Source organism: Qipengyuania triglochinis (genome assembly GCF_054655615.1).
The window spans coordinates 532,859-545,153 of record NZ_BAAHND010000001.1 but is presented as its reverse complement, the minus strand read 5'-3'; the positions used below and the strand labels follow the sequence as shown (position 1 = coordinate 545,153).

Annotated in this window: 17 protein-coding genes; 16 read left to right on the top strand and 1 reads right to left on the bottom strand. The window is 61.1% G+C overall.

Going from position 1 to position 12,295, the window contains the following annotated elements; genetic code table 11:
• Window positions 1-17: 17 nt before the first annotated feature.
• On the top strand, window positions 18-536 hold the full coding sequence (locus ACYQ0G_RS02775; protein WP_460099038.1) for a peroxiredoxin-like family protein: 519 nt from the start codon (window positions 18-20) through the stop codon (window positions 534-536).
• A gap of 4 nt (window positions 537-540) precedes the next feature.
• Here ACYQ0G_RS02775 and ACYQ0G_RS02770 read toward each other — a convergent pair whose 3' ends face one another.
• Window positions 541-993 (bottom strand): universal stress protein, encoded by a 453-nt coding sequence (locus ACYQ0G_RS02770; protein WP_460099035.1) that lies wholly within the window; start codon window positions 991-993, stop codon window positions 541-543.
• Window positions 994-1,122: 129 nt separating this feature from the next.
• Between ACYQ0G_RS02770 and ACYQ0G_RS02765 the strand changes: the two genes are divergently transcribed.
• From ACYQ0G_RS02765 to ACYQ0G_RS02695, 15 genes are all read left to right on the top strand, one after another.
• A complete protein-coding gene (locus ACYQ0G_RS02765) occupies window positions 1,123-2,463 on the top strand; it encodes a pyruvate dehydrogenase complex dihydrolipoamide acetyltransferase (RefSeq protein WP_460100595.1) in 1,341 nt (446 codons plus the stop codon).
• Window positions 2,464-2,491: 28 nt separating this feature from the next.
• On the top strand, window positions 2,492-2,779 hold the full coding sequence (locus ACYQ0G_RS02760) for a hypothetical protein (RefSeq protein ID WP_460099032.1): 288 nt from the start codon (window positions 2,492-2,494) through the stop codon (window positions 2,777-2,779).
• Between the two features lie 54 nt (window positions 2,780-2,833).
• Window positions 2,834-3,370: a hypothetical protein gene (locus tag ACYQ0G_RS02755; RefSeq protein ID WP_460099030.1), complete on the top strand. Its 537-nt coding sequence runs from the start codon at window positions 2,834-2,836 to the stop codon at window positions 3,368-3,370.
• Between the two features lie 85 nt (window positions 3,371-3,455).
• Window positions 3,456-3,932 carry a hypothetical protein gene (locus ACYQ0G_RS02750; protein WP_460099027.1) on the top strand — a complete coding sequence of 159 codons (477 nt, stop codon included), beginning with the start codon at window positions 3,456-3,458 and terminating at the stop codon, window positions 3,930-3,932.
• Between the two features lie 3 nt (window positions 3,933-3,935).
• A complete protein-coding gene (locus ACYQ0G_RS02745) occupies window positions 3,936-4,343 on the top strand; it encodes an acyl-CoA thioesterase (RefSeq protein ID WP_460099025.1) in 408 nt (135 codons plus the stop codon).
• 182 nt (window positions 4,344-4,525) lie between these two features.
• Window positions 4,526-5,938: a dihydrolipoyl dehydrogenase gene (lpdA, locus tag ACYQ0G_RS02740; protein ID WP_460099022.1), complete on the top strand. Its 1,413-nt coding sequence runs from the start codon at window positions 4,526-4,528 to the stop codon at window positions 5,936-5,938.
• A 41-nt stretch (window positions 5,939-5,979) separates the two neighbouring features.
• Window positions 5,980-7,833: a cation:proton antiporter domain-containing protein gene (locus ACYQ0G_RS02735; protein ID WP_460099020.1), complete on the top strand. Its 1,854-nt coding sequence runs from the start codon at window positions 5,980-5,982 to the stop codon at window positions 7,831-7,833.
• A gap of 109 nt (window positions 7,834-7,942) precedes the next feature.
• Window positions 7,943-8,119, top strand: a complete 177-nt coding sequence (locus tag ACYQ0G_RS02730) for a hypothetical protein (RefSeq protein WP_460099017.1) — start codon at window positions 7,943-7,945, stop codon at window positions 8,117-8,119.
• 167 nt (window positions 8,120-8,286) lie between these two features.
• Window positions 8,287-9,453 (top strand): tyrosine-type recombinase/integrase, encoded by a 1,167-nt coding sequence (locus ACYQ0G_RS02725; RefSeq protein ID WP_460099014.1) that lies wholly within the window; start codon window positions 8,287-8,289, stop codon window positions 9,451-9,453.
• Window positions 9,446-9,916 carry a hypothetical protein gene (locus tag ACYQ0G_RS02720; RefSeq protein ID WP_460099011.1) on the top strand — a complete coding sequence of 157 codons (471 nt, stop codon included), beginning with the start codon at window positions 9,446-9,448 and terminating at the stop codon, window positions 9,914-9,916. The genes ACYQ0G_RS02725 and ACYQ0G_RS02720 overlap by 8 nt, the downstream gene beginning before the upstream one ends.
• An 85-nt stretch (window positions 9,917-10,001) precedes the next feature.
• Window positions 10,002-10,199, top strand: a complete 198-nt coding sequence (locus tag ACYQ0G_RS02715) for a helix-turn-helix transcriptional regulator (protein WP_460099008.1) — start codon at window positions 10,002-10,004, stop codon at window positions 10,197-10,199.
• A 165-nt stretch (window positions 10,200-10,364) separates the two neighbouring features.
• On the top strand, window positions 10,365-10,622 hold the full coding sequence (locus ACYQ0G_RS02710; protein ID WP_460099005.1) for a hypothetical protein: 258 nt from the start codon (window positions 10,365-10,367) through the stop codon (window positions 10,620-10,622).
• Window positions 10,622-10,828, top strand: coding sequence for a hypothetical protein (locus ACYQ0G_RS02705; protein ID WP_460099003.1), 207 nt, complete (start codon window positions 10,622-10,624; stop codon window positions 10,826-10,828). The genes ACYQ0G_RS02710 and ACYQ0G_RS02705 overlap by 1 nt, the downstream gene beginning before the upstream one ends.
• Complete coding sequence (locus ACYQ0G_RS02700) at window positions 10,825-11,121, top strand: hypothetical protein (protein WP_460099000.1); 297 nt, start codon at window positions 10,825-10,827, stop codon at window positions 11,119-11,121. Before ACYQ0G_RS02705 ends, ACYQ0G_RS02700 begins: the two co-directional genes overlap by 4 nt.
• Window positions 11,118-12,290 carry a helicase RepA family protein gene (locus ACYQ0G_RS02695; protein WP_460098997.1) on the top strand — a complete coding sequence of 391 codons (1,173 nt, stop codon included), beginning with the start codon at window positions 11,118-11,120 and terminating at the stop codon, window positions 12,288-12,290. Before ACYQ0G_RS02700 ends, ACYQ0G_RS02695 begins: the two co-directional genes overlap by 4 nt.
• Window positions 12,291-12,295: the final 5 nt, after the last annotated feature.

The window sequence follows — 12,295 nt, the reverse complement described above, 5'->3', positions numbered from 1 at the left end:
CTCACAAAGGAGATACCATGACCCTCATTCCCGGAAAGCCCGTTCCCTCACTCGACCTGCCGCTGACGATCGATGCGCGTTTCGAACTGTCGGAGCAATCGCCCGAAAACTTCACCATGCTGGTGTTCTATCGCGGCAAGCACTGCCCGATCTGCAAGAAATATCTGACCGAACTCGGCAGCAAGCTGAGCAATTTCACCGACAAGGGCATCAACGTGTTCGCCGTGTCGATGGACAGCGCCGAACGTGCCGCCGTCAGCCACGAGGAATGGGACACGGGCGATCTGCCGCTCGCCCATTCCATGAGCGAGGAAAAGGCGCGCGAATGGGGTCTCTATATCTCGCAGAAGCGCGAGGGCAGCGAAGAGCCCGACATGTTTAGCGAACCCGGACTGTTCGTGGTCAAACCCGACGGTACGCTGCATTTCGCCGTGGTGCAGAGCGCGCCGTTCACGCGGCCCAATCTCGACGATCTGCTCGAAGGTCTCGAATTCACGATGGACAAAGGTTACCCAACACGCGGCACTTTGACCTGAGCGCTTACGCCAGCTCGTCCAGCCTTTCCTTCGAAAGATTGCCCGGCACCAGATAGAGCGGGCAGGGCAGGTTGGCCGCGCGGGCGGCGAAATGCGCCACCAGCGGATCGTTGCCGCTTTCTGCGGCAGTGCCCAGCACCAGTGCGGCAACTTCGCCATTATCCTCGAGATATTTCGAGATCACATCGGCAGGCGCCCCGGGCCTCACTGCGATCACGGGCCGCTTGCCCATTTCCCCGAAAATATTGCCAGCGGCGTTGTTCGCCATGACCTCTGCGCGTTCGCGCGCCTCCTGCTCGATCGTGGCCTGCACCCCGCCAAAGGCATTGAAAGTCTGCTGCGGTACGAGTGCAAGGATATGCACCGATCCGCCGGTCTTCATGGCCCGCAATGATGCAAACCGCAGCGCCTGCTTGGCTTCTTCGGTTTCGTCCATGACGACGAGATAAATACGCATGGGTCCGGCTCCCTGTTGTGGATGCCGGTTACAAGCTAATTCGTATTCTACGCAAGGACCTTGCGGGGGAGGCGCAAATTGGCCAGAGACCACCGCAACACATTACCCAGCGAGGACGTAACGTCACCAATGCCCACGCCGATCAAGATGCCCGCCCTGTCGCCCACCATGGAGGAGGGAACCCTCGCCAAATGGCTGGTGAAGCCGGGTGACACCATTTCCGCCGGCGATATCATGGCGGAAATCGAAACCGACAAGGCGACGATGGAATTCGAAGCCGTTGACGAAGGCACGCTCGCCTCGATCCAGGTCGAAGAAGGCACGGAAGGCGTAAAGGTCGGCACGGTCATCGCCATGCTCGCCGAAGAAGGCGAAGATGTCGAGGAAGCCGCCAAGGCCGCGCCCTCAGGCGGTAGCGACAAGACCTCTTCCGATTCCGGCGACAGCAAGGTCGAAACCGAAAAGCAGCAGCGCGAGGAAAAGGTCGAGCAGGAAGAAAAGCGGACCGAAAAATCGGCGCCTGCTCCGGCGTCCACCGGTTCCGCTCCTGCGGCATCCAAGGATGACGATGGCAAGCGCATCAAGGCATCGCCGCTCGCGCGCCGCATTGCCGAGCATAAGGGTGTCGACCTTTCGGGCATCACCGGCTCTGGCCCCAACGGCCGGATCGTGAAGGCCGATGTCGAAAACGCCAAGGCCGGCGCGGCAGCACCCGCCAAGGAAAGCGCCGCGCCCGCTCCCAGCGCGCAGAAGCCTGCCTCGCAGGGCGGCGATCTTGATGCGCCTTACGAAGCGACCAAGCTCAACAATGTCCGCAAGGTCATCGCCAAGCGCCTTACCGAGGCGAAGCAAACCATCCCGCACATTTACCTCACCGTGGACGTGCGCCTTGATGCGCTGCTCAAGCTGCGCGGCAAACTCAACAAGAGCCTCGAGGCAGACGGCGTGAAGCTGTCGGTCAACGATCTGCTGATCAAGGCGCTGGCCCGCGCGCTGCAGCGCGTGCCTGCCTGCAATGTCAGCTTCCAGGGCGACGAGCTGTTCCAGTACACCCGCGAGGATGTGTCGGTTGCCGTGGCCGCGCCTTCGGGCCTGATCACGCCGATCATCCGCGATGCGGGCAAGAAGGGCCTCGCCCAGATCAGCACCGAGATGAAGGAGCTGGCCGGCAAGGCCAAGGACGGCAAGCTGCAGCCGCATGAATTCCAGGGCGGAACCGCCTCGCTCTCCAACCTCGGCATGTTCGGCACCAAGCAGTTCGACGCCGTGATCAACCCGCCGCAGGCGATGATCCTGGCAGTCGGCGCAGGCGAACAGCGCCCCTGGGTGATCGACGGCGCGCTGGGCGTCGCCACCGTGATGAGCGCCACCGGCAGCTTCGACCACCGCGCCATCGACGGCGCGGATGGTGCGCAGCTGATGGAAGCGTTCAAGCAGCTATGCGAGAATCCGATGGGGCTGCTGGTTTAAGTCAATGGCTTGGATTGGCTGCTATGAGGTGAGAGCCGAGCCGGGTTCGGAGCTCCACGCTTCCGGTATGTATGGCGCATTCGTCAACGTGGTTGTCGATTGTGAATCGGAGGCCGAATTCCGAGAGGAAGCGTCGGAAGCACTGATAGAAGACCGTTACCAGCTTCTCGATGTCGAGGACGTCATGTTCATCGATCTTGCCGATACGGATACACCGAAAGACGAACTCGATCTTCTGAACAGTCAGCTCACGGACGGGAATAAAGTCGCTTACGGCACTTTCCAGGCGTACCCGAAGGACGGCCTCGATGCTTGATTTCCGCCTTCGCACCCACGTCATATCGTTTGAAACACCGAAGGGAATGTGGTGATGATGAAAACCGCACTTGCGCTCAGCCTTTCCGTCTTGGCGCTGGCAGCCTGTTCCGAGCCTGCCGAAGCGCCCGCAGAAACCGAAACCGCCAACGCCGGCGAAGTGACGGAGACTGCTGCGGGTGAGCGCGGCCCTCCCGCCGATACCGAGCAGCCCACCATACCCGAAGGCCCGCTTGCCGACGGAACCTGGAAGGTGGTCGAGACACGCCTCACGCGGCCGAACGGCGTCACTGCCCTCGGCGATGCCGAGCTGGAAGCAGCCCGCAGCCTTTCGCTTTCGGTCACCCCGTCTAGCGTCAGGTGGCAGGGCGATGCGATTTCCGGACCGCTGAAGGGTTACAGCTTTGACGCCACTTGCGCCGACCCGACCCGCAATCCCGAGGCGCAAGGCGGTTTCTCGCTGCGCTGCGCTGACGGAGAAACCTTCGGCCCCGCTGTCTCCGGCTCACCAGCGTTCGCGCAGGATCCGGATGGTAGGGTTACGGTAAACTGGTTCGACGGGATAACCTTGGTCCTGCGCAAGGAGGGTTGATGCGGCCTTGCGAGCCGAACCGCCTTCCGTCTCTTGCCGATCATCGAGACGCCATATTCCGCTCGCCGTTTTCGGAGTTTATGCAGTGAAATATGCCCTCCCGACGATTGCTCTGTGCGTGCTCACGGCCTGTTCGCAGCCTCAAGAGGACAATGCCTCGGCTGACACTGACCCTATTGCCGCGCCCGCCGAAACTGCTGCGCCGGCCGCGGCGTATGACGGTCCGATCCCCAAGCCGATCCGTATCGGCGGCGACGGACCCGATTTCGACGCCTGCAGCACCTTTGCCGAAGTCGCCGAGTATGATGCCGAAGGCGACGACAAGCCCTATGTCCATGACGCGCCCAGCACATCGACCAAGTCGCGCGATATTCTTGCGGCCGGCCATGGCGTGCAGATCTGCACCAGCGAGAACGGGATGAGCGGGATCGTCTATCCTGGCGAAGATCAGACTGCGGCCGACTGCGGCACCGCCAGCCCGGCGGCGACCGAAGAGAATTACACCGGGCCCTGCCGCTCGGGCTGGGTCGAAAAACGCTTCCTCGAAGCGATTGCAGGCTGACCGATGGAAACCCGCTCACCCCTCATCCGCGTCACGGCGATGCCGACCGATCTCAACCCCTATGGCGGGGTGTTCGGCGGGTGGCTGATGAGCCAGATGGCGCTCGGCGCCGGATCGCTTGCAAGCCGCGAGGGCGAGGGCAAGGCCGTAGTCGTCTCCGCCAGTGATTTCGCTTTCCCCGGCGCGATGCAGGTGGGTGACGAACTGTCGGTCTATTGCGAGATCACGGCCACGGGCAACACCTCGCTTACCGTCGAGGCAGAAGCGATTGCCCGCACCCGCAATGGCACGGCAGAGACCAAGGTGGCGCAAGGCACGTTCAAATTCGTCCTGCTCGACGATGAGGACAAGCCGCGCCCCGTCCGCATGGCGGCAGAGGCGGCAAACCCCGTGCCCGAGAATGATGCATGAGCGCTGTCCTACAAGGCCCCGCTAATGCTAGCCTGCAAAAATGTCATCCGTTTCATCCCGTCTCGAAAAGCGCGCAATTCCGGCGCTTTGGGGACGGAGAGTTTTATCATCAGGACACTGTCAACTGTGTCAACTTGAGCTGTGTTTCAGCGTAAAATCTGAACAAGGAAATCTGGCGAATCATGTCTGAAAATTACGACGTCATCGTTCTCGGTTCGGGCCCCGGCGGCTATGTCGCGGCGATCCGCTGCGCGCAGCTGGGCCTGAAGACCGCCATCGTCGAACGCGAACTGCTGGGCGGCATCTGCCTCAACTGGGGCTGTATCCCGACCAAGGCGCTGCTGCGGAGTGCTGAAATCCTGCATTATGCGCAGCACGCCAAGGACTATGGCCTCAAGATCGCCGGTGAGATCGAAGCCGATCTGGAAGCGGTGGTGAAGCGCAGCCGCGGCGTGGCCAAGCAGCTGAATCAGGGCGTCACGCATCTGATGAAGAAGAACAAGATCACCGTGCACATGGGCACCGGCACGTTGACCGGACCCACCAGCCTGACGGTGAAGGGCGAGAAGGGCGAAGAAAAGCTCACTGCCAAGCATGTGATCGTCGCCACTGGTGCGCGCGCCCGCGACCTGCCCTTCGCCAAGGCCGATGGCGAGCGGGTGTGGACCTATCGCCATGCCATGACGCCCAAGGAAATGCCGAAGAAGCTGCTGGTCATTGGATCGGGCGCCATCGGCATCGAATTTGCCAGCTTCTACAATGACATGGGCGTCGATGTTACCGTGGTGGAAATGCTCGACCGGATCGTGCCGGTGGAAGACAAGGACGTTTCCGCCTTCCTCGAGAAGAGCCTGACCAAGCAGGGCATGACCATCATGACCGGCGCAGGCGTCGAAGATCTCAAGGTCACGGGCAGCGGAGTGAAGGCCAAGATCAAGGACAGCAAGGGCAAGGTTTCCGAAACCGAGTTCACCCACTGCATCACCGCCATCGGCATCGTGCCCAACACCGAGAATGTGGGCCTGGAAAAGCTGGTCGAAATGGATCGCGGCTTCATCCAGATCGACGATTACGGCCGCACCAAGTCGAAGGGTCTGTGGGCCATCGGTGACTGCACCCCCGGCCCATGGCTGGCGCATAAGGCGAGCCATGAAGGCGTCACCTGCGCCGAAGCCATCGCGCAGGAACTGGGCAAGAAGGATCTGCATCCGCACCCGCTCGACCGCAACAATATCCCGGGCTGCACCTATTGCCACCCGCAGATCGCCAGCGTCGGCCTGACCGAAGCCAAGGCGAAGGAAGCGGGTTACGAGGTGAAGGCGGGCACATTCCCCTTCATCGGCAATGGCAAGGCCATCGCGCTGGGCGAGGCGGAAGGCTTCGTGAAGACCGTGTTCGACGCCAAGACCGGCGAATTGCTGGGCGCGCACATGGTCGGCGCCGAAGTCACCGAGATGATTCAGGGCTTCGTTGTCGGCAAGACGCTGGAAACGACCGAGGCCGAGCTGATGCAGACCGTCTTCCCGCATCCGACCATTTCGGAATCGATGCATGAAAGCGTGCTGGCAAGCTACGGGCGCGCGCTGCACGTCTAGGCCAGAATGTATGAAAAAGGAGCGGGGGCAGGTGACTTAGGATGACTGGTTTCCTGATCCTCGCCTTCATCATTCTGGTGGCAGGCGTCATCGCCGTGCCGCTGGCAAGCCGCTTCGGCCTCGGCTCGGTGCTGGGCTACCTGTTGGCGGGCATGGCGATCAGCCCGCTGCTCGTGGCACTGCGCGTCGATGTCGAGGCTCTGCAGGTCTTCGCCGAATTCGGCGTGGTGATGATGCTATTCATCATCGGGCTGGAAACCGAACCCAAGCGCCTGTGGGCCATGCGGGGAAAGCTGCTGGGGCTAGGCGGGGGCCAGGTGCTGCTGACTACGCTGGCGATCACCGGCCTTGCGCTGATCGATGCGCAGCCGTGGCAGACGGCGCTGGCCATCGGCATGGTGCTGGCGCTGTCGTCGACGGCCATTATCGTGCAGACGCTGACCGAGAAAAAGCTGATGGGCAGCGAGGGCGGCGAAGCCACCTTCTCCGTCCTGCTGGTGCAAGATGTGGCGGTAATCCCCATCCTCGCCCTGCTTCCGCTGCTGGCGATGCCCGAACTCTATCCAGCCACGTCCGGCCATGGTGAGGCGGCGCATGGCGGGCTGGACCTGACCGGTCCCATGCCGATGTGGCTGGCCGCCGTCACGCGGATCGCTGCCGTCGCCGCGGTGGTGGGCATCGGTATCTACGCCATCCGTCCGCTGTTCCGCTACATCGCCGCCGCGCAGCTGCGCGAACTGTTCACCGCCGCCGCGCTGGTCGTCGTGATCGGGATCGCGCTGCTGATGTCGCTAGTGGGCCTGTCGCCTGCGCTGGGCGCTTTCATCGCAGGCGTCGTGCTGGCGACCAGCGAATATCGCCACGAGCTTGAAAGCGATATCAACCCCTTCAAGGGCCTGCTCCTCGGGCTCTTCTTCATCACCGTCGGGGCCAGCATCGATTTCGCGCTTGCGGAGCAGGTCTGGCAGACCGTGCTGCTGGGGGCCGGGGTCATCATCGCAGCCAAGTTCGCAGTGCTGTTCGTGGTCGGTTGGTTCTACGGCTTGCGGCGGCAGGCCCTGTGGCTGTTCTGCCTCAGCCTTCCCCAGGCAGGGGAGTTCGCCTTCGTCCTGATCGCTTTCGCGGCGGCCAATGCGGTCTTCCCCGAAGCGATGGCCGATACGCTGCTGCTGATCGTCGCCCTGACCATGCTCGCCACGCCGCTCCTATTCATCCTTTATGACAAGGTCATCGCCCATGCCCTGTGCGATGGAGAAGGGCGCGCGGCAGACGTCATCGAGGAAGAAAACCCCGTCATCATTGCGGGCAGGGGCCGGGTCGGCGGAATCGTCGACCGGATGATCCAGGCCGCCGGGCATTCGACCACCGTGATCGATTACGACAGCAAGCAGCTGGATATCCTGCGCAAGTTCGGCCTGCGCACCTATTTCGGCGATGCGACCCGGCCCGACCTGCTGCAATCGGCGGGTATCGACAAGGCGAAGCTGCTGGTGGTGGCACTGGACGAGCGCGAACAGATCGACCGGCTGGTGAAATATGTGGTGGCGAACCATCCGCAGGTCCATGTGATCGCCCGCGCGATCGACCGCAGCCATGTCTACGACCTGTGGTATTACGGGTGCCGCGACATCATCCGGGAAACCTACGACAGCAGCATCCGCATGGGCCGGTCGGCGTTCGAAGCGCTCGGCATGAATGCGGGACAGGCGCAGGCTGCGGCCGATGCGTTCGAGGAAATGGACCGCAAATTCATGCCTGCCATCGCTGAGCTATACGATCCCGACATTGCTTACGGCGAAAATGAAGCGCTCATCGCCCGCGTCCGCCAGCTGCGTGACGATTGGGATCCCATCCTGCGCGAACAGATGATCGAGATACTCAGGAAGCCTCATTGATAGCCGCCAAGGGAGTTAAAGCGGCGTTTCACCATAATTTCAAAGCCCTTCGGCGGATCGACCGGCAACTTAAACGCGCGGGCGCGTTGATTGCGAAAGGAGAGTTAAAATGGAATTCGAAATCGTAGACGAACCGCAGGGTATCGATGAAGACGATGAGAACACGGCCGATGGCGGCATCGCGGAAGAGCATCGCGCGCTCAAGAACCAATCGAGCGTCAAGCCGGAGGATTATCCGAAGGCTGACCGCAAGGGCGCAGACCTTACCGGCACCCAGCAGAAATAGCTGGCGGACAGGGTGCCCGACTGTCCGCCATTTTTACTGACTTTACCGTCAACCACCCCCTTGTAATTGCCAATAAAAACGAGAAAGACAGCTTGGCGGTTATGACAAGGGGAAACGAAAATGATGGCGGACAAAGCGGGATTCCAACCCCATAAGGCCGGTGCCTGATGGCTCGGCACAAGCTATCTGAGACCGAAATCAAGCGTCTCGAAAAGCCAGGCATCTACAGCGATGGCGATGGCCTCTTTCTCAGGGTCCGCAAAGGTGGATCGCGCCAATGGCTTTTCATCTACAAGCGCTCTGGCCAGCGCACCGAATTGGGCCTTGGCGGATATGGTCGAGGAACTGCACCTGTCTCGCTGGCACTGGCGCGAGAAAAGGCCGACGAAATCCGCGACAAGCTGGCGCGCGGTATTGACCCGAAAGCGGACCACAAACCGGCCCGCGTTATCACGTTCAAGCATTGCATGGATGAACTGCTTGCTTCCAAAGAGGGCGGATGGTCGAACGATAAACACCGCCAGCAATGGCACATGACCCTCAACGAATATGCGGAGCCGCTGCACAAAATGCCCATCGCCGACATTGCCATTGGCGATGTGAAATCCTGCCTAACACCACATTGGGAGGAACGGCCTGTCACTGCCGACCGGCTCAGGGCACGAATTCAGGCTGTGATTGACTACGCCATCGCGCATGGCTGGCGGAAAGACCACAATCCGGCGCGCTGGCAAGGTCTGCTCGACAAGGTAATGCCGCCACGGCGCAAGAAAGGGCAGTCGCACCACGCGGCGCTTGCCTATGCCGATGCGCCTAAGACCGCTGCGAAACTGCGCGAGGCGACTGGTGTGGCAGCTAGGGCGGTGGAATTCGTGATGCTCACGGCTGCGCGCTCTGGCGAGGCGCGGTTCGCGACCTTCGATGAATTCGACATGGCCGCTAAGACTTGGACGCTATCTGCCGACCGCATGAAGGCGGACAAAGAACATGTGGTGCCGCTGTGCGACCGCGCGGTGCAGATAGTCGAGGCGATGCGCCAACGGGCCACAGGCCAGCTACTATTCGGCGGCGCGGTCGATGACCGGCCCATCGCTGATACCGGCATGACCAAAGCGCTCAGGCGCGCTAGTCCCGACAAGACAGTGACGCTGCACGGTCTGCGCAGCACATTCCGCGACTGGTGTGGTGACAAGACCGAATTCCCGCGCGAGGTTGCAGAGGCGGCGCTGGCGCATACGCTGAGCGACAAGACCGAGGCGGCATATCGACGCGGGTCTGCGCTCGATAAGCGGCGCGAACTCATGCAGGCTTGGGAGGCCTACCTAAATGCGTAAGTTTAGCGATTGGAGCGATCCGCAACAAAAGGCGATGGGCAGGGTCGCTGCGGGCCTAGTCGAGGGCGATCTGACCCCGCTTGCCGATTACTTTCGGTCCGGTTTTACAGAGATAGAATCGGCCCTCGCCAAAGAACTTGCAGACATGATTGATGGGGAAGAGGCTTACACGCCTTATCGGCTGGAAGCGATTGCGCGGCGCAAGGGCTATCAGGGCTGGTCTAATTCTCTCAATGCACATGACCGTAAGATGGAAATCGGGGTCTTTATGAAGGCGCGCGTCGAGGAAATTGGGAGAGGCGGTTACGAAAGCGCTTCAAGTGAAACAATGGCTAAATTTGATGTGAGCGCGCGCACGGTCGCCAGCAGCTACTCTTACGTGAAGTCTTATTTAGAGCGTGCAGAATGCAGGCCAGGTTGGGACCATTGGAAATACATCAAGGAGCGTTACTGCAACGTCTAACGTTTGACGGTGCAGTGCTATCTTGCTGCATCACCGACTGAAATGTTCCAAATGGACAGCCGCTTCCACACAAACGGAGTGGTCAATGTCCCAAATTCCAAAGCTGATAAGCCTTAATCAGGCCTGCGAAATCACTTCGCTGAGCCGCACGATGATTAATCGCCTGCGCTCGCAAGGTCGCTTTCCCATGGCTGTGCCGCTCGGCGAAAAGCGCATCGCTTTCTGCCGCGATGAGGTCGCCACATGGGTCGAGGCCCGCATCGCTGAACGCGAGGTGGCCTAACCATGAAAAGCCAAAACCCTCACACCGAGGCAAGGTGCGAGGGCTGGAATGTTCACGGCAGCGAACTCTCCGGCCCTACTAAATCTCGACCGAAAATTCAAGCTACCGAGGCTCAGAAAGCGCGGTTGCAAGTGCTGCTCTGGCTGCGCGGATTGGCGGTGCAGCATGGCTGAGAACACTCTCCCCGCGCCGTATGTCGCATTCTTTCAAGGGCCGGATGGCCGGAATGACCGCTTTCAGGTGCAGGGCATGGTCGACCGCGAGGCCATCGGCTGCGCAGTGCAGGCGCTTGTCGACCTGCTCGATGTGATCGACGGCGATTGTGACCTTGAGGACGACGATCCCCTTGAGGATGACGACCCGCGCGAGGTCGACGAGCCAGACCACGAGCATGACGGGCGCGAGCCTGAGGACGGTGTGTGATGAGCGTGACCCATCGCCGCACCTGCCAGCTACCGCATGGCTACAAGGTCGAATTCATTTTCAAGGCCAATGAGCGCTTTGACTGCCGGTGGCTTCCCGACATGCCGCCTAAGGAAATCGGTCGCAAGCTGCTCCCGATCTACCAACGCGAGCGAAACGCTTTTCTCGCGAGCCTGGGCATCAAATTCCTGGTGGTGGACGTATGAGCGACCTTGCTTTCCACGTCCGGCAATTCGTGCCCGACTGCACCGATGGTGCGGAGATGGATGCGCGGCAAAAGCTGCTCATCGCCCGCGATTACGCCATCACGCTCATCACCACCCGGCGCGAGCTGGTCTCGATGGACCATGCCATCCAGGCGCGCACCGTGGCGGACTATTTTGTCTTTGCCGATGTGCCGATCCACAGTCTTGAGGTGGCAGTGCGCTACTGCCGCGCCTTGGTGCAGTGCGCTTTCATCGCCGACATTCTCGAACTGGAATGGGAGGCGCTGCAATGACCTATGGTTATGACGCCTTCACCGATGGTCTGCCCGATGACCTCAAGGCTGAGGCCGACCGCGTAGCTTTCGAGACATGGGAGCAAATCGGACCCGGCTCAGACATGGGCCAGGAAAAGAAGCAAAGCCGCGCGAGCCGCTTCGACGAACTCAAGAGCCGCATGGTGAGCCTGGACGCCATCGAGGCGGTGTTGTCCTGCAATTACCTCATCAAGGGCTGGCTGACTGCCAACGGGCTTTCGATGCTCTACGGCCCATCGAACGCGGGCAAGACCTTTGTGGCGCTCGACATGGGGATGCACATCGCCGCTGGCCAAGAATGGCGCGGGTGCAAGGTCAACGGTGGCCCGGTGCTCTACATCGCCGCTGAGGGCGGCTCTGGCGTCCTGAATAGGCTCGCGGCCTTCAAGCGCGAGAATCCGCACATGGCGGATGCACCGTTCATCCTCCTGCCCATCGGCGTGGACCTGCACGGCAACATTGACGCCAAGGCCCTCGCGGCAATCCTCAAAGAGTATTCGCCCGCGCTGGTGGTGGTGGACACGCTGGCCCGCTCGATGGGCGAGGGCGATGAGAACACCGCCAAGGATACCGCGCAACTGGTCAAGAACTGCGACCTGATCCGCGAGGCGACCGGCGCGCATGTCATGCTCATCCACCACACCGGCAAGGATGAAGAAAAGGGCGCTCGCGGTTCATCGGCTCAGCGGGCCGCGATGGATACCGAAATCATGGTCTCTAATCAGGCCATCAAGTGCAAGAAACAGCGCGACCTCATTATGCCTTCGGACCTGCACTATGTGCTGCGGTCTGTGACACTGGGCACCGATGAAGATGGCGACCCGGTAACGAGTGCGGTGGTCGACCCTGCCGACAAGCCGGTGCCGATCCGTAAGCGGCTCAAGGGCAAAGACCAGGTGGCCATGACTGCCCTGACGAATGCCCTGTCTGAGCATGGGCGCACCGACATGGGTGCGGATTACCCTCAGGGCGTGGCGGTGGTCTCTATCGACCATTGGCGAGAGGCCTGCGCAGCACATGAACTGACTACAGGCTCAAGCGAGAGCGCGGCCCGCACTGCCTTCAAGCGGGCAAAGGATAGGCTCATCGAACTGGACGAGGTGCGCGGGTTTAACGATTACTTTTGGAAGGTGCAGGACGATGACTGAGCCGC

Excerpts from the sequence above, each read along its gene's own strand:
- ACYQ0G_RS02695 (WP_460098997.1), top strand. The coding sequence starts at position 11,118 with ATGACCTATGGTTATGACGCCTTCACCGATGGTCTGCCCGATGACCTC.
- ACYQ0G_RS02700 (WP_460099000.1), top strand. The coding sequence starts at position 10,825 with ATGAGCGACCTTGCTTTCCACGTCCGGCAATTCGTGCCCGACTGCACC.
- ACYQ0G_RS02745 (WP_460099025.1), top strand. The coding sequence starts at position 3,936 with ATGGAAACCCGCTCACCCCTCATCCGCGTCACGGCGATGCCGACCGAT.
- lpdA (WP_460099022.1), top strand. The coding sequence starts at position 4,526 with ATGTCTGAAAATTACGACGTCATCGTTCTCGGTTCGGGCCCCGGCGGC.
- ACYQ0G_RS02770 (WP_460099035.1), bottom strand. The coding sequence starts at position 993 with ATGCGTATTTATCTCGTCGTCATGGACGAAACCGAAGAAGCCAAGCAG.
- ACYQ0G_RS02755 (WP_460099030.1), top strand. The coding sequence starts at position 2,834 with ATGATGAAAACCGCACTTGCGCTCAGCCTTTCCGTCTTGGCGCTGGCA.
- ACYQ0G_RS02775 (WP_460099038.1), top strand. The coding sequence starts at position 18 with ATGACCCTCATTCCCGGAAAGCCCGTTCCCTCACTCGACCTGCCGCTG.
- ACYQ0G_RS02725 (WP_460099014.1), top strand. The coding sequence starts at position 8,287 with ATGGCTCGGCACAAGCTATCTGAGACCGAAATCAAGCGTCTCGAAAAG.
- ACYQ0G_RS02730 (WP_460099017.1), top strand. The coding sequence starts at position 7,943 with ATGGAATTCGAAATCGTAGACGAACCGCAGGGTATCGATGAAGACGAT.
- ACYQ0G_RS02735 (WP_460099020.1), top strand. The coding sequence starts at position 5,980 with ATGACTGGTTTCCTGATCCTCGCCTTCATCATTCTGGTGGCAGGCGTC.
- ACYQ0G_RS02705 (WP_460099003.1), top strand. The coding sequence starts at position 10,622 with ATGAGCGTGACCCATCGCCGCACCTGCCAGCTACCGCATGGCTACAAG.
- ACYQ0G_RS02715 (WP_460099008.1), top strand. The coding sequence starts at position 10,002 with ATGTCCCAAATTCCAAAGCTGATAAGCCTTAATCAGGCCTGCGAAATC.
- ACYQ0G_RS02720 (WP_460099011.1), top strand. The coding sequence starts at position 9,446 with ATGCGTAAGTTTAGCGATTGGAGCGATCCGCAACAAAAGGCGATGGGC.
- ACYQ0G_RS02765 (WP_460100595.1), top strand. The coding sequence starts at position 1,123 with ATGCCCACGCCGATCAAGATGCCCGCCCTGTCGCCCACCATGGAGGAG.
- ACYQ0G_RS02710 (WP_460099005.1), top strand. The coding sequence starts at position 10,365 with ATGGCTGAGAACACTCTCCCCGCGCCGTATGTCGCATTCTTTCAAGGG.